The organism is Aeromonas sp. 603607 (assembly GCF_049171595.1).
GTDB classification, from domain to species: domain Bacteria; phylum Pseudomonadota; class Gammaproteobacteria; order Enterobacterales; family Aeromonadaceae; genus Aeromonas; species Aeromonas veronii.
On the sequence record NZ_JAAKOV010000002.1, the window covers coordinates 231,166 to 253,977 of the forward strand.

Consider the following 22,812-nt stretch of genomic DNA (forward strand, 5'->3'; position numbering starts at 1 on the left):
ATCATTCTCATTTGTTTTGAACCAAATTGGTTTTACACTGTCGCCCTGTGTTGCCCTTATTCTCTATTAGCCCCCCGAGATGCAACGGCATCCGGGCATATCAGCCGTGAGATCCCATGATTAGACGACTTCCTCTGCTCGCCCTGCCGCTGCTGCTGGCAGCCTGTGCCACCCCCATCCAACCGACCCAGTCATCACAGTTGCAGACGCTCTATGACTACCGGCTAAGCAGCGAGGGAGACGCAGACCTGACGCTGGAGCAGGCGATCGCGCGCATTGCCGACGCCGACATCATTCTGGTGGGTGAGCTGCACAGCCATCCCGCCGTGCATCTGTTGCAATCGCGCCTGTTGAGCGGGCTCTACACCGCAGGTCAGCAGCACGGGCGGCCATTGGCCCTCTCCATGGAGCAGTTCAGCCGCGCCGATCAGAAAACGCTGGATGCCTATCTGGCGAACCAGATTGGTGAAGCGGCCTTGATCCGCGAAGGCAACGCCTGGCCCAACTATCCTAGCGACTACCGCCCGCTGGTGGAGTTTGCCAAGGCTCACCAGATGCCGGTGATCGCCGCCAACGCCCCCAAGCCCCTGGTGATCTGTGTCGGTCAGGAGGGGGCTGAGTGGCTCGACAAACTGCCAGCCACACGTCGCAACCAGCTGGCCCGCCAGCTGACGCTGGGGGATGACCCCTACCGCCAGAAATTTATGGCCTCCATGCACCACGGCGATGCCGACAGCAACGCCCGCCGCTTCGCCGCCCAGACCAGCTGGGATGACACCATGGCCGAGAGCATGGTGGATTATCTCGCCAAGCACCCGGGCCAGCAGATCATGCATATCGCCGGCAATTTCCACGTCGAGGGGGGGCTTGGGCTCGCCAGTCGCATCGCCAGCCGCAATCCTGCCCTCAAGGTGGCGCTGGTCGTGCCCCGCACAGATGAGACCTCTGTTGCAGATCCCGCAGCCGATGTGCAGGTAACCATCATGCCGCTGCCTAAGCGCTGGCAAAACAGTGACGAGATGAAGCAAGATATGGGCGCGCTGCATCAATCCCGCAGTCGTGACTGCAGCCAGTGGCTGCAACCCTAATCTTCCAGGAAACGGCGGGTAAAATATGGATGTGTTACTGATCATCGATGTGCAGCAAGGCTTGTTCAACGAGCCCCGTTACCGCCAGGAGCAGGTGCTGGCCAATATCAATCGGGCTGCGGCCCATGTCAGGCAGCAACAGGGACGGGTCATCTATATCCAGCATGACTCGCCCCCCGGTACCGAACTGGAACCGGGCACCCCGGGTTGGCAGCTTCACAGTGCGCTGCAACCGGCCAAGGGAGAGAGCCGGGTGCGCAAAACGGCCTGTGACAGCTTTCTCGATACCGAGCTTGCCTTCCTGCTGGCCGAGCAGCCGGTCGATCGACTCATTCTCTGTGGCTGCGCCACCGATTTTTGCGTCGATACCACGGTGCGCAGTGCCGCCTCCCATGGGTACGAGGTGCTGGTGTTGAGCGATGGTCACACCACCGCCGATCGCCCCCACCTGAGCGCGGCCCAGATCACCGAGCACCATCACTGGATGTGGCGCCACCTCAGCCTGCCGGAGGGGCGCAGTGTCACCCTGCTCACCACCGACGAGCTGCTGGCAGTAACACCCGCCCTGCAGCCGTGCTAATCTGCGAACCTCGCCTCGTTTCTCACTGGAGTCTGTCGTGCGCCTGTTGTCTGCCACCCTGTTGTTGATTGTTCCCCTGCTGTCGGCCTGCTCCAGCTTGCCCGGACAGAAGTATGACGGGCCGGAACCGTTGTTTCTGACCCACATCAACGAGGAGGGGAGCAAGCGGTTCACCTTTGAAGCCGCGCCCAACGACACCTTGCCGCGCGGCCTCTCGGCGGCCCAGAGTCAACGAGTGCTGGAACAGCGGGAAGCCTTGCAGGAGAACCTTCTGACCGAGACCCTGACGACCAAGCAGTATTGCCGCCAGGGCTACATAGTGCTGAGCCAGACCTCCTGGAAGGTGCGGGGAGAGTGCAACGAAACGGCCACCGATGCCGATCGTCGCGCTTTTCCCAACAAGGCCAGCTGGCAGGATTGATCAGGCCGGATGAGATAACGCAATAAAAACGGGCAGCCCAGTGGCTGCCCGTTTTGTTATGACGGCTGTCGTGGTCGACAGGGAGCGTCAGACCGGCGCATCGGCCGGGCTGGTGAGCTCGGCACCGTTGTCGATGCGCTTGTGCCCTTCCACCAGATGGACGAAATCCACCAGCTCGTCACCGGAGACCGCGAACGCCTGACCGAATCCCTTGACGAACAGCCCCTGCTCCGGCTTGAGGCGGAACAGTTTGAAATCCTTGAGGTTGGAGAGACCCTTGATGATCTCGCCAAAACGCCCCTCCAGCGCCGCCACCGCCTTGCTCCAGCGAGCGTCGTCACGGGCAACCACTTCGGCCACGGCATCGAAGGTCAGACGCTTGCGGGCAAACAGCTCGCGGGCACCGCTCTCATCCTCGATCAGCATCAGGGATACCCGGGGTACCTGTTGCAGATTGCGGGCATGGCGGGCGATCTCGGAGATCAGCACATAGTAGCCATCTTCCTGCAGCACGAACGGGGCATAGCTGGCGTTGGGATTGCCTTCGCCATCGACGGTGGCGAGCTGCAGGGTACGGCAGCTGTCGCGAAACTCGCGGATCTCCGGTTGCAGGCGGTTTTGCAGACGCTCCTGACGTTCACTCATGCTTTGACTTCCTCTTGAGAGTTGTGGCGCAGCGCCATGAAACGGGTGACCTGATCGGCCAGCAGCTGGCGTTTCTCGTCGCGACCCAGATAGACCTTGAAAATGCAGCGGCCGGAGTGACCGAAGAACTGGAAGGAGTGCCCCTCCTTGCCCATGAACAGCTTGCTGACCAGCGCAATCCCCGCCACGTTGTCGAGCTTGAGGTGACCATGCAGCTCACCGTCGCGGCCCATCAGGTTGTAGTAACCGCGTGCATCCTTGCCTTTCGGGAAGGGGGCTTTTACCTCGAAGATGGAACCTTCTGATTCGACGATGGTGGTCACCGGGCCCCAGTCGGCCAGATCTTCCAACAGACCTTGTGCGCGATCGGCGGGCAGCAGGGTAACCAGCTCGGCGGGCAGATGGCGAACCACCTCCCATTCGCTGATGGCAAGCTGGGCAGCTAGGGTGGACGGATGAGCGCCGGGATCCTGCTCCAGCAGCGCGTGAATGCGTTGTGCAATGCTCATGTTTTCTCCCTCTGCGGGACCAGGTCGTCCCGCTGTTTATCATGGCGGCTACTCTAATAAAGCACTGGAATCAATGCAATTGATAATTGCTATCATTATCAGTGCATTTTTTCCAAAGCCTTGATATTCTCGGCGGCACACCCGTTTCATTCACCCCTTCGGAGGTTAGCATGGGCCGTCGTCTTGCCCTCGCCATCACCCTGCTCTGCAGTTCACTCTCTCCCTTCTCTGCCGTTGCCGCCGACGGACAGAAAGAGCGTATCGTCAGTATCGGCCCCGCCACCACAGAACTCATTCTGGCCCTTGGCGGTGAATCGAGCCTGATCGCCACCGATGTCAGCAGCCCCTTGCCAAAAGGGTTGCCCAAGGTGGGTTATCACCGAGCACTGGCCGCCGAAGGGATCCTGAGCCTATCCCCCACCCGACTGGTGGGCAGCGACGAGATGGGCCCGGCCCCGACCCTGGATCAGCTGCGTCGTGCCGGGGTCAAGGTGGAGGTGCTGGATACCGCGCCGACCCTCGCTAACCTCAACCAGCGTATCGACACCCTCGCCAGCCTGCTGGGCGACAAAGCCGCTGGCGATCGCCTGAAGGCAGAGATCCAGGCCCAGACCGATCAGCTGGCGGCGCAAGCCAAACAGAACAAACCGCTCAAGGTCGCCTTCCTGCTGCTGCACAAGGGGCAGCCCACCAGCATCGCCGGGGGGGACACCACCGCCAGCGCGCTGATTTCGCTGGCAGGCGGCATCAATCCGGTCGCCGAGTTGCGCAACTACAAGCCGGTATCCGCAGAATCCCTCATCGAGATGCAGCCCGATCTGGTGCTGGTCAGCGGTCGTGACTGGCAGCAATATGCCGATCCGGCCAAGGTGCTGGCGGAAGTGCCCGCCCTGGCCGCCACCCCGGCTGGCAAGCGTAACGCCATTCACGCCATCGACGGCCACGCCCTGCAAGGGGGCCTGAGCCTCAACTCCCTGCAACAGGCGAACCAGATCGCCCAGTGGATCAAACAGGGGTCATGATGCGCTTGCCCCTCTCCTGGCTGCTGGCCTTCACCACGGCTGCACTGGCACTGTTGCTGCTCGGTTCGCTGGCAACCGGCCCTATGACCCTCACCCTGGGCGAGAGTCTGCGGGCGCTGTTTGCCGGGCAGGAGAGCGGGATAGAGTCACACAAGCTGCTGATCGTGCAAGAAATTCGCCTGCCGAGAACCCTGCTCTGCATCGCAGTGGGGGGGATCCTCGGGCTCTGTGGCGCCGTGATGCAGGGGCTGTTTCGCAACCCTCTGGCTGACCCCGGCATCATAGGTGTCTCCGGCGGTGCGGCACTCGGTGCGGCGCTCGCCATCGTGCTGCTGGCCCCCCTCGGCCAGCAGCTGCAAGCCACCATCGGGGTTGGCCTGCTGCCGCTGCTCGCCTTTCTCGGCGGCGCGCTGACCACCACCCTGGTCTATCTGCTCGGCACCCGTGAGGGCGGCACCTCGGTGACCGTCATGCTGCTGGCCGGGGTCGCCATCACTGCGCTCTCCGGTGCGGTGATCGGCCTGCTCACCTATCTGGCGGACGATCAGATGCTGCGCAACCTGAGCCTGTGGCAGATGGGAACGCTGGCGGCAGGCAAACCGGCCGATGTGGCGCTGGCCCTGCTCACCCTGGCGGCCCTGCTGTGGCTCTTTATGCGCGATGCCAATCCCCTCAATGCCCTGCTGCTGGGTGAAGGAGAGGCCCGTCATCTGGGGGTCAATGTGCAATCCCTCAAACGTCGCCTGATTCTGCTCACCGCGGCGGGCGTCGGGGTGGCGGTGGCGGTATCGGGGATGATCGGCTTCGTCGGGCTGGTAGTGCCCCATCTGGTGCGCCTGCTGGCGGGCCCCAACCATGTCAGGTTGCTGCCGCTATCGGCCCTGCTTGGCGCCGCCCTGCTGCTGGCAGCCGATATGCTGGCACGTACCCTGCTGGCCCCGGCCGAACTGCCGGTGGGCATCATCACCGCCCTGCTCGGCGCCCCCTTCTTCATCTGGCTGCTGGTAAAAGGCCGCCGCGCCCTGTGATACGGACTGTTATGCAACCACTCTCATCCTCACTCTCCTCCCCCCTGTTGAGCTGTACCCGACTCAGCCTGCGCCGTGGCCAGCGCCAGATCCTGGATGGGTTCAATCTCGACCTCGAGAGCGGCACCCTGACCGCGCTGCTCGGCCCCAACGGGGCGGGCAAGAGCTCGCTGCTCAAGTGCCTGACCGGCGAGCTGGAATATGAAGGCTCCATCACCCTGTTTGGCGCGGATCGCCAGCAGTGGGACAGCAGCCAGCTTGCCCACCGGCTCGGGGTATTGCCGCAAAGCTCATCCCTCAACTTCCCCTTTCTCTGCGAGGAAGTAGTCGCCATGGGGCGCTTGCCCCACAGTGAACCGGCGGCGCGGCGTGACGAGATAGTGGCGGCGGCCATGACCCATGCCGGGGTCGAGCATCTGGCCAAACGGCTCTATCCCGGGCTCTCTGGCGGCGAGCGGCAGCGGGTGCAGTTTGCCCGGGTGCTGGCGCAGATCTGGCAGGCCCCCTCCCCGACCGAGCAAGCCGAGCAACCCCGCCTGCTGCTGCTCGACGAACCCACCTCGGCGCTGGATCTGAAATACCAGCATCAGCTGCTCACCATGGCGCGCGCCCTGGCCAGCCGCAATACAGCTGTGCTGGTGGTGCTGCACGACCTCAATCTGGCGGCGCGCTATGCCGATCGGCTGGTGATGCTGGAGCGGGGCAAGCTGATGGCCGATGGCACACCTGCCGAGGTGCTCACCCCTGAGCTCATCGCCCGTCTCTATGACTATCCGGCACAGGTGATCCACCATCCCGAGAGCGGCCTGCCGATGGTGGTGTGACAAATTCAGAGTGCGGTAACGGCAGGAAGTGCGCCATTCATCCCGGAAACTGCAGCGTATAAACCGGTTTTTCACACCCCATATCGCCCTGCTAACATTCATCATCGCCAGATATGTGGTGTGAATATCCTCACACTTTGCTCAGGCAAAACCCCCGCAGCATCGCCGTCTACTTATAATGGCGCCGCCTCACAGAAGGCATAACTCATTGATGCTACGGAACAATTACAATGAAAGATATCAACAAGACCCTACTAGCCGCCGCCATATCCCTCGGGATGCTGGCAGGCTGCAACAGCGACAACGACTCAAAAGCAGCTGATCCCATGGTTCGTTTTGCCACCTTCAACCTCTCTTTTGACCGCACTGCCGCCGGTATGCTGACCGGTGAGCTGGCCTTGACCCGCACCGAGCAGGATGCCCTGCTGGCCCGCCTCGCCGAAGGGAGCCTGAGCGGCGCCACTGAAACCAAAGCCAAGAACGTGCAGCAGATCCGCAACGTGGCGGAGATCATCCAGCGCACCCGCCCGGATGTGTTCCTGCTCAACGAGTTCGACAACGACGGCAAAGGCGAGAGCACCGCCGATCTGAAAGCCTTCAACGACAACTATCTGGCCCATGCCCAGCATGCCGAAGTGACCGCCATCAGCTATCCGGTGATGCAGAACTTCGCCACCAACACCGGCCTGATGAGCGGTTATGACCTCAATCTGGATGGCAAGGTTAACAGCGGCCCCGACGATGCCTGGGGCTTTGGCAACTACCACGGCCAGTACGCCTTTGCGGTGATGTCCAAATACCCCATCGACACCAAGCAGATCCGCACCTTCCAGCACTTCAAGTGGAAGGATATGCCGGGCGAGCAGAACCCCATCATCGATGACTGCAACAATCCCAAGGTCAAGATCCCGGCCAGCCGCCAGTGTGGTGATGCTTGGTATTCAGACGCAGCCTGGCAGCAGTACCCGCTCTCCTCCAAGAACCACGCCGATGTGCCGGTACGCATCAAGACCGAGAAGGGTGAAGAGGTGATCCACTTCCTGATCTCCCACCCGACCCCGCCAATCTTTGCCAACGCGGCGCGCCACAACGTCAAACACAACCGCGCCGAGATCGCCTTCTGGAACGACTACGTCAAGGGTCTCAACTACATGACCGATGACAAGGGCACCAAGGGTGGACTGGCCAAAAACGCCAAGTTCGTCATCGCGGGTGATCTCAACGCCGATCCGCTCACCGGTGACGGTGACCTGACCGCCATTCAGGATCTGCTAAACAACCCGCTGATGAATCAGGCCATCACCAATGGCCCCCTGATCCCGGTCAGCGAAGGGGGCCCGGAGTGTGTCAGCAAGGGGACCGACTGCAAACGCAACCTCAATCGTCCCAACCCGGAGCGGATCACCAATAGCAGCGTACTGCAGCTGGATCACGTCATCCCCTCCGCCAACCTCAACGCGGTCAAGAGCGGCGTCTTCTGGCCTGCCAGCTTCGAGGCCGGCTATCACCTGGTCTATGATGCGAAACTCGGCATCGCCAAGGGAGTCAGTTCGGATCACCGCATGGTGTGGGTCGATCTCAAACTCGACTAACTCTGCCATGACCCCGCTGCGGCGGGGTCTTTTATTGGCGATGGCAGCGAGCGGAGCGCTGCTTATTAATCCACCACTTGGCAGTGAGTTATCCATCCATAGCTCCTCAATGGCCGTTGAATGGGCCTCGCGATCACAGAACCGCCACTCCAATGGTGGTAGCATGCCCGCTCTTGCCATCCGGCCGCACGGCGGTTCCGGTGGCCCTCCCTCCTCCGCTTTCACTTTTTGAGGACGTATCTGATGGAACTGCTTCTGCTTAGTAACGGTAAAGCCAACGAATTTCCGGGTCTGCTCGGCTGGGCCCGAGATCGGGTTCAAAGCCTGCTCGCGCGCAAACAGGTCAAACGCATCCTGCTCATCCCCTACGCGGTGATCCGCAGCGACTGGGATGCCCGTGCCAACGAACTTACCGAGAGCCTCGGGATCGAGACCATCAGCATTCATCACTTCGATGATCCGGTCGAGGCCGTCAATCAGGCCGACGCCATCTTTATCAGCGGCGGCAACACCTGGCGCCTCAACCAGATGTTGCATGAAAATGGCCTGATCGTGCCGATCCAGCGTGCCGTGCGCGAACGGGGCGTCCCCTATGTGGGCTGGAGCGCCGGTTGCAACGTGGCGACCCCGAGCATCCGCACCACCAACGACATGCCGGTCTGCAACGCCGCCGTGCTGCCCGCGCTGGGCCTGTTCCCACTGCAGATCAACCCGCACTATCTGGACGCCAGCATCAGCGGCCACATGGGCGAAACCCGCGACGAGCGTCTGGCAGAGTTCTGCGCCATCAACCCGAGCGAATATGTGGTGGCCCTGCGCGAAGCGAGCCTGCTGCAGATCAGCGGCGATATCGTTGAGTACTGGAGCGCCCGCGAGCAGGACTTCAAGATCTTCAAACATGGCCAGGAGCCGCAAGCCTTTATGGACGCCGCCCCGCTGGCCGAGCTGACCCCCTTCAAGGTCGCCTGAGCCACGCAGAGCGCTTCACTACTGGCAAACAGATAGCTCGCGAAATCGTAAAAACAAAAGAGGGATGGCTCGGCGCCATCCCTCTTTTTTATCTTCATCTTTCAGCTAGTTGTAGTCTGATTACTCCCCCTGCAGGGTCACCAGCACCTTGCGGGCGCCGCCATCGACACGATGCTCGCCAAGCCAGATCCCCTGCCAGGTGCCGAGCGCCAACTGACCATCACGGATCGGCAGTTGCAGGCTCACCCCGAGCAGAGAGGATTTGATGTGGGCGGGCATGTCATCCGCCCCCTCATAGGTGTGGCGATAGTAGGGGGCATCCTCCGGCGCCAGCCAGTGCAGATGAGCCTCCATATCGCTGCGCACGCTGGGGTCGCAGTTCTCGTTGAGGGTGAGCGAGGCGGAGGTGTGTTGCAGCAGCAGGTGCGCCATGCCAATTCGGTAATCGGCCAGCATCGGCAGCTTGGCCACCAGCTCGTCCGTCACCAGATGAAAGCCCCGCGAACGGGGCTTCAACGTCAGCAGGCACTGCTGCCACATCAGACGTACTCCATAAAGACGCGGGAGGTGAGCTTGGTGATGAGCTCGTAGGGGATGGTGCCAATCTCGTCGGCCACCCGCTCCACCGGCAACCCCTCGCCCCACAGTACCGCCTCGTCACCGGCCTTGTCGGTTGCGCCGGGCCCAAGATCTACCGTGCTCATATCCATGGAGACACGCCCCACCAGCGGCACGATGCGGCCGTTGATCAGCACGGAAGTGCCATTGGGGGCCATGCGTGGATAGCCGTCACCGTAGCCGATGGCGATCACCCCGAGCCGGGTATCGCGCTCTGACACCCAGTTGGCGCCGTAGCCCACCGGCTCGCCCGCCTTGTGATCCCGCACCGCAATCAGCTGGGTCTTCAAGGTCATCACCGGCTGCAGGTCGTAATCGGCCGCCACCGTGTTGGGGAACGGCGACACGCCATAGAGGATGACACCGGGGCGCACCCAGTCGCAGTGGGAGTCTGGCCAGGCCAGAATGCCCGCCGAGTTGGCCATGGCCCGCTCGCCCAGGAGCGGTGCGGTCAACTTGCTGAACAAGTCGATCTGCTCGCGGGTGGTGGGCTGCTCCAGCTCATCGGAGCGGCTGAAGTGAGTCATGATGTTGAACGGCTGCACCACGTTCTTGCACTTGCCGAGGCGCTCGATAAAGGCGGGCATCTCGTCGGCACGTACCCCGAGGCGATGCATGCCGGTGTCAAGCTTGAGCCAGGCCACCACGGGCGCTGGCAGCTCGACCTGCTCCAGCGCTTCGAGCTGCTCCCAGGTGTGAACCGCCGTCTGCAGGTTGTTGGCCGCCAGCACCGGCAGATCGTCGGCGGAGAAGAAGCCCTCCAGCAGCACGATGGGCTTGACCACGGCGCAGGAGCGCAGCATCAGCGCCTCTTCGATACGGGCCACCGCATAGGCATCCGCATCCACCAGGGTGCGGGCGACCGGCAGCAGTCCGTGGCCATAGGCGTTGGCCTTGACCACAGCGATGATCTTGCAAGCGGGAGCGTGGCGCTTGACCACGGCGAGGTTGTGGCGCAAGGCCGCAGTGTTGATTTGGGCAGTAGCCGCTTTCATGGTTTTCCCTTACGAGGGCACAAATGGTCTCCCCCTCATCGGGCAGAAGACCGCCACTCACTTATCGTCGTCGAAGGCCGGACCGGCATAATTGTCGAACCGGGAAAACAGGCCCTGAGCGGCAGCCAATGACTGGCTATCGATCAGGGCAGTCGTGGTAATGGCAAAACCGCCATCACCTTGGGTTTACATCAATAATCGTCATCAAACGCAGGACCGGCATAGTTGTCGAACCGGGAGAACTGACCCTGGAAGGTGAGACGCACTCTTCCGATAGGGCCGTTACGCTGCTTGCCGATGATGATCTCGGCAATCCCCTTGTCCGGGCTGTCATCGTGATAAACCTCATCACGATAGATAAACATGATCAAATCCGCATCCTGCTCGATGGAACCCGATTCACGAAGGTCCGAGTTGACCGGGCGCTTGTCGGCCCGCTGTTCCAGGCTTCGGTTCAGCTGGGAGAGCGCCACCACCGGGCACTGCAGCTCTTTCGCCAAGGCCTTGAGGGAGCGGGAGATCTCGCCGATCTCCAGGGTACGGTTGTCAGAGAGCGCCGGCACCCGCATCAGCTGCAGGTAGTCCACCATGATCATGGATAGGCCGCCATGCTCGCGCGCCACCCGACGGGCACGGGAGCGCACATCGGTCGGGGTGAGGCCGGAGGCGTCATCGATATACATCTTGCCCTTCTCCAGCAGCAATCCCATGGTGGAGGAGAGGCGCGCCCAATCCTCGTCGTCGAGCTGACCGGTACGCACCTTGGTCTGATCGATGCGACCGACCGAGGCGAGCATACGCATGATGATCTGCTCGGAGGGCATCTCCAGCGAGAAGATAAGCACCGGCTTGTCGGCAGTGAGGGCCGCATGCTCACAGAGGTTCATGGCAAAGGTGGTCTTGCCCATGGAGGGACGGGCCGCCACGATGATCAAGTCCGAACGCTGCAAACCGGCGGTCATCTTGTCGAGATCGTTGTAACCGCTCGATACCCCGGTCACCCCGTTGTGCGGGGTCTTGAACAGCTCTTCAATCTTGTCGACGGTCTGCTCGAGGATCAGCTTCAGGGGCTGGGGCCCCTCGTTGGCGCTGGTGCGCTGCTCGGCAATCTTGAATACCTTGCTCTCGGCAAGATCCAGCAGATCGCCGGAGGTACGGCCCTGTGGCTCGTAACCCGCTTCGACGATCTCGTTGGCGACCGAGATCATCTCCCGCACTACCGCCCGCTCGCGCACGATTTCGGCGTAGGCGTTGATGTTGGCGGCACTCGGGGTGTTCTTGGCGATCTCCACCAGATAGGCGAAGCCACCTGCCTCTTCCAGCTGTTCGGAGCGCTCCAGCTCCTCCTGCAGGGTGATGAGGTCGATGGGGTTGCCCGCGTTGGAGAGGCGGGTCATGGCCTGGAAGATCAACCGGTGCGGACGGCTGTAGAAATCCTGATCGATAACCCGTTCGGCAACCCGATCCCAGGCATCATTATCCAGCATCAGGCCGCCCAGTACGGACTGTTCGGCCTCAAAAGAGTGGGGAGGAACTTTCAGCTGTTGTGTCTTGGCGTCTTTTTTCGCCGTCACTTGCTCTGCCATACACATAAAAACCGCAGCGGGAAGGGGACGGGAATTTTACAAAAGAAAGCCAACTACGGCGAGCCCTATCTGGCGGTTCATACCACCATAAAGGGCCAAACCAGAGTCTGCTCTACCTTGACCATTTTGATTTTGCTTCGCATTTTGCGCTCCTTGCGACTCAATCTTCTGCTTTTCATCCGGTTTACTCCTCTTGTTTGACGCCGCATCGCGGCAACCTCGTTCATGAATAATTCATGCCAGAGGTGATATTGATGAATACAAGCTGCGACACAATTAGGGACAGGCAGCCTGCCATGCGCCTTGCTGAGCTTGCCAAAGCGGAGCATGCCCCACCCACAGACGAGAGTGAAAAGAGTCAAAATGAAAAAGATGCTGACCCTGTTTGCCGTGATCCTGGCCATTGGCCTGGGGGCACCTCACGCCGAAGCCAAGAAATTTGGCGGCGGCAAATCCTTTGGTAAAAGTTACAAAACTGCGCCGGCACAGCCTGCGGCCAAACCGGTCGACAACAAGAATCCGACACTGAATGCCCAGACTCCGCCGAAAAAGAGCGGCATGATGGGTGGCCTGCTGGGCGGCCTGCTGGCTGGCGGCCTGTTTGCCTACCTGCTGGGCAGCGGTGCCTTTGAAGGTCTGCAAGGAATGGACTTCCTGCTGATCGCCCTGTTGGCGCTGGGGGCTGTCTTCCTGATCCGTACCCTGCGCAAAGGCAAGGTCGCGACGCCACAGCCACAACAGGCGGCCTATGCGGGCTATCAGCCACCGCAATCCGCGGCCCCGCAGCAGTTTGAGCAGAGCAACAGCGCACCGCAAGCCACCGGCTTTGCCGACAGCGACGTGCCGTTCCGCCTGCCGCCAGGCTTTGACATGAACAGCTTCCTGGCCGGTGCCCGTGATCACTATCGCACCCTGCAAGAGGCATGGAACAAGAACGATCTGGAAAAGGTGCGCGAGTACGTCAGCCCCGAGCTGTTTGAGCAGCTCAAAGCCGAGCGCGCCGAACTGACTGGCGACCAGCATACCGAAGTGATGTATGTGGATACCCAGCTGGTACGCGCCGACTACGGCAGCGACTGGGCTCAGGTGAGCGTGCGCTTCAGCGGCCGCTACATGGACCGTCAGGAGCAGGTCGAAGAAGACATCAAAGAGGTGTGGCACCTCGAGCGCGATCTGGCCAAGAACAATGCTCCTTGGCATATCGTCGGTATCGAGCAGCTGTAAGGTTTAGATTGTCACTACGCAGGAGGCGGCCCATGGGCTGCCTCTTTTCATTTCATCCCCTCACCTGACCTCATACAGGCGATGGCTATCGTCATTGATAATTGAAGAGTTGTGACCAATCCCAAGATGACATGTCACCACGCACATAACGACAAAGGGCAGCCACCGGCTGCCCTTTCGCATCACATCTGGAGCTATGCGCCCCGCTGACGAATCAGTTGCACCCTTCGGCAGATGTTGAGTTCAGATAGGTCACCTCATTGGACGGTTGATAATCGGCCACGTTGATCACCTTCTTGATCTCGATGTACTCCTTCAGCACGGCTGCATCCACCAAGCCGGCATTGATGGTATCGATCTTCGGATAGCCGTCACCACCGGAGGCGCTGAAGCTCGGGATCGCGAAGCTGTAGGTTGCTGACGGATCAAACGCCTTGCCACCGATGCTGGTGATATTGACGCTCTTGGCCTGGCAATCCACCGCCATATCGATACCGCCAAACTGGGCATAACCACCGGTATTGCGGGTCTTGGTTGCCACCTGACCCAGATAGGTCGCCAGATCGCTTCCCTTCATGGCCGCCTTGTTGACCGTGTTGCCAAACGGGTGCACCAGCAGCACGCTGCGGTAGGTGATATCACCGGCCGGGATGCTGTCACGCACACCACCTGAATTGACGATACCAAAGTCGACCCCCAGCTTGATGCTGGTCGCCGTGGTGATGAGACGACCCAGGTTGGTCTGCTTGTTGCGAACCGAGTTGCGATCACCAACCAGCAAGCCATCTGCCGAGCCAATGACGACATTCAGCTCTTGCTGACCTTTCTCCTGATAACCCAGCAGGGTGTTATACAGCTCGGGATCCTTGGTGATCTCGTCCTGTACGAACTGCATCTTGGTCGGGTCCTTGGTTACGACGCCGTTAGCATCGAGCGCCTCGCCCTTGGCGTTGCGCTTGATCAGGTTGACCGGGATCAGCTCATAGCTGGTCAGGGTCAACTTGCCATTCTGATACTCAAACTGGGCACGGCCCACATACTTGCCCCACTCGTGAGCCTGCATGATCCAGGTGCCGTTTTGCTGGTCCGGTTGGCAGTTATCACCCGGTTTGAAATTGGCGTACTTGTTGGTGGTGCCCGGTTCCATACAGACCGGATTCTGGGAGTGGCCACCAATGATGGCATCCAGAGTCCCTGCCGGCAGTGCACGAGCCATCTCTACATCGCCCGGCGCATTGCTGCCGTGCTGACCATTCTCGTAATGGCCCATGTGGGTGATGGCGAAGACCAGATTGGCCTCCTTGTTGCTGCGGATCTGCTGGCCCAGTTTGGCCGCTTCCGTAGTCGGATCGCGGAACTCCAGAGTCTGCACGTTGTTGGGGTCAACCAGCTGGGCGGTATCTTCGGTGGTCAGGCCCAGTACGGCGACCTTGAGACCGCTCTCCAGCTTGAACACCTTGTAGGGGTCAAAGTAGTGTTTGCCACTCGCCTTGTCATAGATGTTGGCCGAGAGCATGGGGAACTGGGCCCACTTGCGCTGCTTCTCCAGTACGCTGAGGGGGTTGTCGAATTCATGGTTGCCCACTGCCATGGCATCGTAGCGAATGTTGTTCATCGCCATGAAGTCAGGCTCGGCATCCTGCAGATCGGACTCCGGCACCCCGGTATTCACGTCACCACCAGATAGCACCAACACCTCGCTGCCAGCAGCCTTGGCCTCGCTACGCAGCTGCTCGACCAGAGTCTTCTGGGCAGCCATACCATACTCATTTTCAGCGTTGTGCCAGAAACGGCCGTGGGTATCGTTGGTGTGCAGGATGGTCAGTTTGCAGACATTTTCGGTGCAGGGTGCAACGGTGTCATTGCTCGAGGTATTACAGCCAGTCAGTGCAGCAAGCACGGCCAGTGCCACGCCGCCTTTGATAAAGTTATTATTCATTTCCATATCACCTTGATTGTTTTGTTATTTATCAACCCTGTCCAGCGGGTCGGGCGCCAATATAACAAACAACAGATGACCGTTTTTCATCGATGACTCACAAATTCTGCTAATTGTGATCTTCGGCCCAACATCCGGCTTCCTGCTGATTTGTCAGGTTTTTTGTTGAGCTGTCACTCACTTGATCCCCTCCCGCACCAAGGAGACGCCAACCGGACGCGCCTTTATGGCATACTCCCCAGCCAGCCATGCCCGAGGAGATGATTTGATGGCCAAGTACGACAAGATTTCCCCCGAGACCCAGCAGGAGGCGATGAAAATTGCCCGTGCCAACCAGAAGCCGGGGCAGACCAAGGAACAGACCCAGCTTATCGCGCAAGGGATCCAGAAAGGCATCGACGAATACAAGAAACAGATGAAGGCGCGGGCCCGCGAAGCGAGCCGCCAGAAAAAAATGCAGGCCAAAGCCAGGCAGCCACAGGGCGCGCCACAAACCGAAGAACAAGACGATCAGCTGGAGCTGGTTGAAGTAAGCCATCAGCATCCCCTGCCCTGGATCTTGCTAGTGTTGAGCTGGCTGGGATTTGCAGCAGCCTGGTTCTGGTCGCACTAAGACGCGCTAGCAAACCTTTATCCGGGATCCTCTTCACAGCCCGGGCCCGGGCTGCTGGTGATTACCTGCGAAGAGTGGTTAAATCCCGCGCCTCTTGCACCGGACTCCCTGTTTTTTGACGATCAGTTTTCAGGAAAGATGTTATGAACCCCGCTCCGCTCTATCTGCTGGCCCCTTTTGTTCTGTTCCTTGTGACCATGCTGCTCTATCGCATTTCGCCGCTGCGGGCGGTCGCCGCCGGCGGGGTACGCTGGTTTATCCTCCCCGCCTTCACCCTGTTTATTTTGCTGATCATCATCAATGGAGCCGCCAATCCCGCCCTGCGCGATCCGGCATTCCACTGGTTGATGCCGGGGCTTGGCTTTGCCCTGAGCCTGTTTCCGGCCCTGCCCAAGGCGCTGGTGCCACGGCTCGCCATCAAAGAGGGGGCCTTTGCCGCCCTCGGTCTGATGCTGATGAGCCTGGCTATGGTCTACTGAGCAACTGGCCACAGCCGTTAACATGACTCAAGGGGCGCTCTGTGACGGGCGCCCTTGTACAAACAATGGCCTGCAGGCATCTTGGTGACAGGATAACCAGCAAGGAGGCCAAATGGACAATCCGCCCGATTTCATGGCGCTGTGGGATTATCAGGATCCCGCCGCCAGTGCCCTGCGTTTTCACACCCTTCTTCCCGAAGCACGCGCCGCCGCCGACCTGCAACTCGAACTGGAGTTGCTGACCCAAATTGCCCGTACCCATTCGCTGCAGCGCCAGTTTGCCGAAGCCCACCAGCTGCTCGACGAGATAGCGCCTCGTCTCACCGATAAAACCCCCAGAGCACGGATCCGGACCCTGCTGGAGCGAGGCCGCACCTTTAACTCGGCGGGCGACAAAGCCAGTGCCAAACCGCTGTTTGAACAAGCCTGGCAGTGGGGGCTCAAGGAGAAGGAGACCTATCTCGCCATCGACGCCGCTCACATGATCGCCATCGCCGCACCACTGGAAGAGCAGAGCCGCTGGCATCAACTGGCGATGGAGCTGGCGGAGCGCAGCAGTGACGAGAAGGTGCGTAGCTGGCTGGCCCCCCTTTACAACAATCAGGGCTGGACCCTGTTCGAACTGGGCCGCTTTGATGAGGCGAAAATCCAGCAGCAGAAGTGTCTGGCCTGGCATCTGCAACATAACCAGCCGGCCAAGGCGTTTATCGCTCGCTGGAGTCTGGCTCGCCTGACCCGGGCCCAGGGTCAGCACCAGCAGGCGCAGGCAGAGCTGCACCAACTCAAGGCCGATATGGCCGAGGCAGGCGAACCTGAGGATGGTTATCTGTTCGAGGAGCTAGGGGAGAATGCCTTGGTGCTGGACGATCCGCTGGCCGCGGAATACTTCTCCCGTGCCTGGTTTCTGCTATCGCAGGACCGCTGGTTCAGCGCCAACGAGGGGGAGCGACTGGCCCGCCTCAAGCGCCTCGCCAAACTCTGATCCCCAAAATAGCAAGGGCGGCACGCTAGCCGCCCTCTCTGCTGGCAAGATGGTTCAGGCCCGATTGGACTCCTCCCACCCCTGCTTTTTACGGTAAATGGTGGAGGGACTGATCTCGAGCAGGGCCGCCGCCTTGGGAATATTGCCGTCACAGCTGGCGATGGCCTGTTCGATCACCTCTTTTTCCACCAGCCAGAGCGGACGAATTGGCCCGTTAGCCACCCCGGTGGCGGCCGGAGCCGATGCCACCGCTGCCGCAATCGCAGCCGGCAACTGGGGACGAACCCCATTGAGCGGTGGCGGCAGAATATCCGGGCTCACCAGCTCCTTGTCATTGAGCACCACGATATTGCGCACCACGTTTTGCAGCTCGCGTACGTTGCCAGGCCAGGGGTAGTCAAGCAGCACTCGCGCCGCCTCGACATCGAAATCCTTGAAGCGTTTGTTCTCCTCCTTGGCGTAGCTTTGCAGCAGGGTGCGCGCCAGCAGCAGGATATCCTCACCCCGCTCCCGCAGTGGCGGCAGGGTAAGCGGAATGACGTGGAGCCGATAGTAGAGATCCTCGCGAAAACGGCCTGCTTTCACCTCCACCAGCGGATCCCGGTTGGTGGCGCAGATAAAGCGCACATCCACCGTCTCGAGCTTGCCGCTGCCGACCCGCTGCACTGTGCCGGTCTGAATAAAGCGCAGCAACTTGCTCTGCAGATCCAGGTCCATCTCGCAGATCTCGTCGAGAAACAGGGTGCCACCATCAGCCAGGCTGGCCGCCCCTTTGCGATCCCCCTGGGCACCGGTAAAAGAGCCCTTCACATGACCAAAGATCTCGCTCTCCATCAAATCGTGGGGAATGGCGGCGCAGTTGAGGGCAATAAAGGGCTGTTCGCTGCGGGGACTGCACTGGTGAATCGCCTCGGCACACACCTCTTTGCCGGTGCCGCTCTCGCCAGTGATAAAGACGGTCGCCTTGCTGGGCGCCGCGCTCTCGATGATGCGATAGACCGCCTGCATCGACATGGAGGCACCGATAAAACCGAAGAAGGAGCTGCGCTCGAAATTCTCCCGATAGTGGGCAACCAGCGAGCTCAACTGCTGGTGTTTCAAGGCATTGCGAACAGTCGCGCAGAGCCGCTTGCTGTCAAACGGCTTGGTCAGAAAATCGAAGGCTCCGAGGCGCATCGCCTCCACCGCCACATCCACCGAGCCGTGGGCGGTGATCACCACCACCGAGCAAGGCAACTGCTGTTCGGTGATCATCTGCAGAATATCCATACCGGACATATCCGGCAGCTCCAGATCCAGCAGCACCACGGGGGGAGGACTTGCCAGCAACTGTGCCAACGCCTGCTGACCACAGTCGGCCAGCACTACCTCGTACCCCTCCTGGCGCAGGTACTGTTCATAGACCACCGCCAGACTACGGGTATCTTCCACCAGCAGGACACGCGATTTATTTTCAGCCACTGGACTCATCCTTGTATTTGATTCTGCGATCTATTTTGCCTTATTTTCGCGCGCAAACCCAACGCCAAGACAACTCTGTTATCCCGCGATTGCAGGGAATACACAAGTAAAAACGGCTCCTTAAGGAGCCGTTTTTAACTACAAGAAGGGATTACTTCTTGGCGTCGTCAGCAGTCGGCTTCTCGATAGCCAGCAGCTCAACGTCAAACACCAGCACGGCGTTCGCCGGGATGGAGCCTGCACCGTGCTCGCCATAGGCCAGCTTGGACGGCAGGAAGAACTTGAACTTGGAGCCAACCGGCATCAGCTGAACACCTTCGGTCCAACCCGGGATAACCTGGTTGAGCGGGAAGGTAGCCGGCTCGCCGCGATCGACGGAGCTGTCGAACTTGGTGCCATCGGTCAGGGTACCGGTGTAGTGCACCTTGACGATATCGGTAGATTTTGGCTTGGCGCCAGTGCCCATCTTCTCGACCACGTATTGCAGGCCGGATTCAGTGCTCTTCACACCCTCTTTCTTGGCGTTGGCAGCCAGGAACTCTTCGCCCTTCTTCAGATTCTCAACGGCGTCTTTCTCGGCCTTGGCCTTGGTCAGCTCGTTGATCTTGGCGTCGTAATCCTGCAGTACCTTCTGGATCTCTTCATCAGTCATCTTGGCTTCTTTGCCCAGACCGTCAGTCACCCCTTTCAGGATCACGGCGTTGTCCAGTTTGATGCCCAGTTCCTGCTGACGCTCCAGGGTATTGGCGATGTAACGACCCATGGAGAGGCCAATTGCGTAGCCAGATTGCTCTTCAAAGCTCTTGGCTTCGGCCTTGGTCGCCTCTGCCGGCTTGCTGGCTTCTGCCTTCACTTCGGCGGTATTGGCCGCAGCAGGCTTCTCGTCTTTTTGGCAAGCAGTCAGACCGACGGCAACGGCCGCCGCCAACAGGGACACCTTCAGAAATTTGTTCATCAGTTTCTCCAAACTCCAAATACCGCTCTCGGTTCCATCGTGAAATGAGAGGTTTATCGTGATAAGCGCCTTATACTAACGCCGTGATCGCAGGTAACAAAAGCGTGAGACCGCAAAAATGATAAAAAGTGCCATTTATCTGGTGAGCCTCTGTTTAATGCTCACCGGTTGCGAGCAGAGCTCCCAACCCAACCAGCAAATGCCCCTCGCCAGCACCAGTCTGCTAACCGCAGACCTCTCCAGTGATGGCCAGCAGGCCATCGTCTCCAGCATCGGTCAGGGCATCATCGTCTGGGACTTGGCACAAAACCGCCAGCGCTGGCGCTGGAAACAGTCCGATTCACCGGATGATCTAGTCTCCATCGTCCGTTTTGCCCAAGGAGATGGTTTCGCCGTTACCGCCACGGCGACCACCTTTGCCACCTGGCGGCTTCAGGACGGGCAGTCACAAGGCTACTACTCGCTTCCTGAATCCAGGCTGAGGGACATCGCGCTCTCTGCCGACGGTCGTTATGTGCTGATCGGGCGGGAAGATGGCAAGGCCGAGTGGCTCGATACCCGAAGCGGGCGGCGCCTGCAGTTTCTGGGGCATACCGAACAGATCAATACGGTGGATCTCTCCGCCAACGGTCGCTACGCCCTGACCGGCGGCAACGACTACAGCGCCTATCTGTGGGATACCCGCAGCGGGCAGGTGATCTGGCGCTTCAACCATGGTGGCCGGGTCGTGATGGCTCGACTGGAGCCGAGCGGCCGCTACGCCTTCACCGCCGACAGCAGCCGGGCCAGCATCTGGGATCTGAAAACCGGCAAAGAGGTGAGTCAGCTGCAATATGATCACCGCTTCGAGGTCTACACCAGCGCCCGCTTTGCCAACGATGGCAAGTGGCTCATCACCGGCGCCCCTTCCCGTCAACTCTCCCTATGGCAAGTGAGCGATGGTGCCCTGCTGCAGAGCTGGCGCGTCTCGCCGCAACCCAAGGTGAAACCGCCCAGCGCAGTGGTCTACGGCGTCGCTTTGCGCGACAATAGCCATCTTGTCAGTGCCAGCTCCAGTGGTCTGGCCGAAATCTGGACAATCAAGTAAGGACCCGAAGGCCCATGAGTCAGCATTTAAACGAACGCATCGAAACCCTGGAAACCCGTCTCGCCTACGCGGAGTACACCATAGAGCAGCTCAATGACGAGGTGACCACCCAGGGCCGTGAACTCGATCGACTCAAATACCAGATCCAGCTGCTGATCGATAAACTGCAAAGCGTACAACCCAGCCAGATTGCCAGCATGGCCGAAGAGACCCCTCCGCCGCACTACTGAACCGGCGCCATCTCAGCTCAGGCAATATGGCTTAGCATAGCTGTCAGCCAATAAAAAACCCGCGATTATCGCGGGTTTTTTATCATCGGCCTGGCCGTGATCAGTGGTGATGACCCTTGCCACCACAACCGCCACCACCGCAGCAGCCGCCGTGACCATGGTCGTCGCCGTGATCGTGGCCATGATCGTGACCGTGGCCAGCACCACCGCAGCAACCGCCGTGGCCGTGATCCTCATCGTGGTCGTGACCATGACCGCCACAGCAACCGCCGTGATCGTGGTCATAACCGTGATCGTGACCGCAACCACCGGCACCGTGAACATGGCCGTGAGCCAGCTCTTCGGCAGTGGCAGCACGCACATCCTTGATCTCGACCTTGAAGCCCAGAGTCACGCCAGCCAGCGGATGGTTGCCATCCACCTTGACGAACTCTTCGGACACTTCAACCACGGTCACCGGACGGTGGCCATCGTCGGTTTCAGCCACAAAAGTATCCCCTTCGGAGACTTCCATGCCGTCGAACAGCTCGCCCGGTACTTCTTGTACCAGTGTCTCGTCGTATTCGCCGTAGGCCTGGCTCGGTGCCAGAGTCACTTCGAAGGCTTCACCTACCGCGCGACCTTCCAGCTCGGCTTCCAGGCCAGAGACCAGGTAACGGGTGCCGTGCAGATAGACCAGCGGCTCTTTGCCGACAGTGCTGTCGATGACTTCACCGTGCTCGTCGGTGACTGTGTATTCCAGCGTAACCACGCTCAGAGGAGCTACTTTCATGTCAGGATCCTGCGGATAGAAAAAAACGGGCTCAGAATACCCTAAAAAGCGGGCCGCGCATATGCCGTGCGGCGCCACGGAGTGACGAAAAAAACGGCAACAGCGTCAGCGAGGAGACCCGCACTCCACCCGCCGTTGCCACATCAGGGGCGAAACACCCCGATCACCTCTTCCGCCTCGCGAGTCTGCTTGTCGACCTCGGCAGGCGTTTGTACCTGGGTATCGCCACAGGCGACGCAGGTCACCTTCTCGACTCCATGCTCCAGATACAGCATCATGTTGTCCAACTTGCCGCACGCCGGGCAAACCGCACCGGCAATGAAGCGTTTTTTACGTCTGGTTTCCATATTTGTTACCTCCAGGCAGCATCATATCAGGGTTTTTACATGCATCACGCCATCGAATACCACCATTTTTCCTGTGAGGGATTGCACGCCGGCAACCGCAAACGGACCCCGGTCGGGCAGCTGTTGCGGATCACCCGGGGCGCCGCGCTGCTGAGACTGGGCCAACATGAGCTGTTGCTGCCGGCAGGCAGCAGCTTCTGGCTCTGCGCCGATGCCCTCGCGGCCTTCAGCCCCCTCAGCGGTTGCGAGTACGATCAGCTGAGCGTCTCTTTGCGCGTGGCTCAGCCGCAGCAGGCAGGCTGGCTACAAGCCACTCCGCTGCTCGATGCCCTGCTCGACTCTCTGGCCCGGTGGCAACGTCCGAAAGAGTGGCAAGGGGCCTACGGTCAGCGACTGCAGGTGATCCTGGATGAGCTGCAACAGTGCGCCATCAGCCAGCAGGATAACGAAGCGCTACAGCAATGCTGGCAGGCTTTGGCCCGCGGCGAAGCACAAGCCCTGGTACAGTGGCAGCAACTTGATGACGTACCGCTGGCAGGGGAAGAACTGCAACAGCAGTGGCAACTGCTGCAGGCGCTCAGATTGCTCAAGGGCGGCAGCAAACCCGCGCAGGTGGCCAGCAAGCTGGGTTATGCCGATGAGGCCGCATTGCAAGCGACCTGCCAGCTGTGGGGTGTTGGCGAAGATGGAGCTCAATAACCGGACACAGGTATGAATGCGCCAACTAAATTGGCTGAACGAGTCCAGTTTTTTGCCAGATGGTCGTTAACAAGGAAGGGCCATCCCCCCCGTAATCCTTTATGCTAAAGGCCTGAAGTGACTGCCAACCTTTCGACCAACAGGACA

At 60.1% G+C, this 22,812-nt stretch carries 25 protein-coding genes; 15 read left to right on the forward strand and 10 right to left on the reverse strand.

What is annotated here, in order from left to right:
* Positions 1-116 precede the first annotated feature (116 nt).
* The 3 genes from G5315_RS04025 to G5315_RS04035 are packed head-to-tail and all read left to right on the forward strand — an operon-like array spanning position 117 to position 2,089.
* Positions 117-1,088, forward strand: coding sequence for a ChaN family lipoprotein (locus G5315_RS04025; protein ID WP_421332518.1), 972 nt, complete (start codon positions 117-119; stop codon positions 1,086-1,088).
* A gap of 25 nt (positions 1,089-1,113) precedes the next feature.
* Positions 1,114-1,668, forward strand: a complete 555-nt coding sequence (locus tag G5315_RS04030; protein WP_005348211.1) for a cysteine hydrolase family protein — start codon at positions 1,114-1,116, stop codon at positions 1,666-1,668.
* 37 nt (positions 1,669-1,705) lie between these two features.
* On the forward strand, positions 1,706-2,089 hold the full coding sequence (locus G5315_RS04035) for a hypothetical protein (RefSeq protein WP_421332520.1): 384 nt from the start codon (positions 1,706-1,708) through the stop codon (positions 2,087-2,089).
* 87 nt (positions 2,090-2,176) lie between these two features.
* Here the strand turns inward: G5315_RS04035 and hutZ are convergent, their stop codons facing one another.
* A complete protein-coding gene (gene hutZ / locus G5315_RS04040) occupies positions 2,177-2,734 on the reverse strand; it encodes a heme utilization protein HutZ (RefSeq protein WP_005335257.1) in 558 nt (185 codons plus the stop codon).
* Positions 2,731-3,243: a heme utilization cystosolic carrier protein HutX gene (gene hutX, locus G5315_RS04045; protein WP_005362516.1), complete on the reverse strand. Its 513-nt coding sequence runs from the start codon at positions 3,241-3,243 to the stop codon at positions 2,731-2,733. Before hutX ends, hutZ begins: the two co-directional genes overlap by 4 nt.
* Positions 3,244-3,413: 170 nt before the next feature.
* On the opposite strand from hutX, the gene G5315_RS04050 reads away from it, so the two are divergent.
* From G5315_RS04050 to pepE, 5 genes are all read left to right on the forward strand, one after another.
* The gene (locus G5315_RS04050) at positions 3,414-4,265 is read left to right on the forward strand and encodes a heme/hemin ABC transporter substrate-binding protein (RefSeq protein WP_040066746.1); all 852 of its coding nucleotides are present in this window, start codon (positions 3,414-3,416) and stop codon (positions 4,263-4,265) included.
* The gene (locus G5315_RS04055; RefSeq protein ID WP_005335261.1) at positions 4,262-5,293 is read left to right on the forward strand and encodes a FecCD family ABC transporter permease; all 1,032 of its coding nucleotides are present in this window, start codon (positions 4,262-4,264) and stop codon (positions 5,291-5,293) included. The genes G5315_RS04050 and G5315_RS04055 overlap by 4 nt, the downstream gene beginning before the upstream one ends.
* 11 nt (positions 5,294-5,304) lie before the next feature.
* The gene (locus tag G5315_RS04060) at positions 5,305-6,117 is read left to right on the forward strand and encodes a heme ABC transporter ATP-binding protein (RefSeq protein ID WP_216950248.1); all 813 of its coding nucleotides are present in this window, start codon (positions 5,305-5,307) and stop codon (positions 6,115-6,117) included.
* 230 nt (positions 6,118-6,347) lie between these two features.
* A complete protein-coding gene (locus G5315_RS04065; RefSeq protein ID WP_421332521.1) occupies positions 6,348-7,709 on the forward strand; it encodes an endonuclease/exonuclease/phosphatase family protein in 1,362 nt (453 codons plus the stop codon).
* A 243-nt stretch (positions 7,710-7,952) separates the two neighbouring features.
* A complete protein-coding gene (pepE, locus tag G5315_RS04070; RefSeq protein ID WP_335827128.1) occupies positions 7,953-8,678 on the forward strand; it encodes a dipeptidase PepE in 726 nt (241 codons plus the stop codon).
* A gap of 120 nt (positions 8,679-8,798) precedes the next feature.
* On the opposite strand, the gene G5315_RS04075 is transcribed toward pepE, so the two are convergent.
* From G5315_RS04075 to dnaB, 3 genes are all read right to left on the reverse strand, one after another.
* Positions 8,799-9,218 carry a secondary thiamine-phosphate synthase enzyme YjbQ gene (locus tag G5315_RS04075; protein WP_323907444.1) on the reverse strand — a complete coding sequence of 140 codons (420 nt, stop codon included), beginning with the start codon at positions 9,216-9,218 and terminating at the stop codon, positions 8,799-8,801.
* A complete protein-coding gene (alr, locus tag G5315_RS04080) occupies positions 9,218-10,291 on the reverse strand; it encodes an alanine racemase (protein ID WP_204480045.1) in 1,074 nt (357 codons plus the stop codon). The genes G5315_RS04075 and alr overlap by 1 nt, the downstream gene beginning before the upstream one ends.
* Before the next feature lie 191 nt (positions 10,292-10,482).
* Positions 10,483-11,877, reverse strand: a complete 1,395-nt coding sequence (gene dnaB / locus G5315_RS04085) for a replicative DNA helicase (protein ID WP_026035132.1) — start codon at positions 11,875-11,877, stop codon at positions 10,483-10,485.
* Positions 11,878-12,240: 363 nt separating this feature from the next.
* Here dnaB and G5315_RS04090 point away from each other — a divergent pair, with 363 nt between their 5' ends.
* Positions 12,241-13,101 carry a Tim44 domain-containing protein gene (locus G5315_RS04090; RefSeq protein WP_005335275.1) on the forward strand — a complete coding sequence of 287 codons (861 nt, stop codon included), beginning with the start codon at positions 12,241-12,243 and terminating at the stop codon, positions 13,099-13,101.
* A gap of 214 nt (positions 13,102-13,315) precedes the next feature.
* Here G5315_RS04090 and ushA read toward each other — a convergent pair whose 3' ends face one another.
* Entirely contained in the window at positions 13,316-15,040 is a 1,725-nt protein-coding gene (gene ushA, locus G5315_RS04095; RefSeq protein ID WP_421332523.1) for a bifunctional UDP-sugar hydrolase/5'-nucleotidase UshA, read from the reverse strand.
* A 268-nt stretch (positions 15,041-15,308) separates the two neighbouring features.
* Between ushA and G5315_RS04100 the strand changes: the two genes are divergently transcribed.
* The 3 genes from G5315_RS04100 (at position 15,309) to G5315_RS04110 (ending at position 17,114) form a co-directional block, all read left to right on the forward strand.
* Positions 15,309-15,653 (forward strand): DUF2956 domain-containing protein, encoded by a 345-nt coding sequence (locus G5315_RS04100; protein WP_206877835.1) that lies wholly within the window; start codon positions 15,309-15,311, stop codon positions 15,651-15,653.
* A 143-nt stretch (positions 15,654-15,796) separates the two neighbouring features.
* Complete coding sequence (locus G5315_RS04105; protein ID WP_107684268.1) at positions 15,797-16,132, forward strand: hypothetical protein; 336 nt, start codon at positions 15,797-15,799, stop codon at positions 16,130-16,132.
* A 112-nt stretch (positions 16,133-16,244) separates the two neighbouring features.
* Positions 16,245-17,114: a hypothetical protein gene (locus G5315_RS04110; protein ID WP_421332525.1), complete on the forward strand. Its 870-nt coding sequence runs from the start codon at positions 16,245-16,247 to the stop codon at positions 17,112-17,114.
* 54 nt (positions 17,115-17,168) lie between these two features.
* On the opposite strand, the gene G5315_RS04115 is transcribed toward G5315_RS04110, so the two are convergent.
* Both G5315_RS04115 and fkpA read right to left on the reverse strand, forming a co-directional pair.
* Complete coding sequence (locus G5315_RS04115; protein ID WP_005348258.1) at positions 17,169-18,575, reverse strand: sigma-54-dependent transcriptional regulator; 1,407 nt, start codon at positions 18,573-18,575, stop codon at positions 17,169-17,171.
* A gap of 151 nt (positions 18,576-18,726) precedes the next feature.
* Positions 18,727-19,530 carry an FKBP-type peptidyl-prolyl cis-trans isomerase gene (gene fkpA, locus G5315_RS04120; RefSeq protein ID WP_005335283.1) on the reverse strand — a complete coding sequence of 268 codons (804 nt, stop codon included), beginning with the start codon at positions 19,528-19,530 and terminating at the stop codon, positions 18,727-18,729.
* 118 nt (positions 19,531-19,648) lie between these two features.
* Here fkpA and G5315_RS04125 point away from each other — a divergent pair, with 118 nt between their 5' ends.
* Positions 19,649-20,617, forward strand: a complete 969-nt coding sequence (locus G5315_RS04125; RefSeq protein ID WP_421332526.1) for a hypothetical protein — start codon at positions 19,649-19,651, stop codon at positions 20,615-20,617.
* A gap of 14 nt (positions 20,618-20,631) precedes the next feature.
* The gene (locus G5315_RS04130; protein WP_158111350.1) at positions 20,632-20,847 is read left to right on the forward strand and encodes a SlyX family protein; all 216 of its coding nucleotides are present in this window, start codon (positions 20,632-20,634) and stop codon (positions 20,845-20,847) included.
* 100 nt (positions 20,848-20,947) lie between these two features.
* On the opposite strand, the gene slyD is transcribed toward G5315_RS04130, so the two are convergent.
* Both slyD and G5315_RS04140 read right to left on the reverse strand, forming a co-directional pair.
* Positions 20,948-21,619 (reverse strand): peptidylprolyl isomerase, encoded by a 672-nt coding sequence (gene slyD, locus G5315_RS04135; RefSeq protein WP_421332527.1) that lies wholly within the window; start codon positions 21,617-21,619, stop codon positions 20,948-20,950.
* A gap of 143 nt (positions 21,620-21,762) precedes the next feature.
* Positions 21,763-21,966 carry a YheV family putative zinc ribbon protein gene (locus tag G5315_RS04140; RefSeq protein ID WP_005335287.1) on the reverse strand — a complete coding sequence of 68 codons (204 nt, stop codon included), beginning with the start codon at positions 21,964-21,966 and terminating at the stop codon, positions 21,763-21,765.
* A 39-nt stretch (positions 21,967-22,005) separates the two neighbouring features.
* On the opposite strand from G5315_RS04140, the gene G5315_RS04145 reads away from it, so the two are divergent.
* Positions 22,006-22,665: a hypothetical protein gene (locus G5315_RS04145; protein WP_266134383.1), complete on the forward strand. Its 660-nt coding sequence runs from the start codon at positions 22,006-22,008 to the stop codon at positions 22,663-22,665.
* Positions 22,666-22,812: the final 147 nt, after the last annotated feature.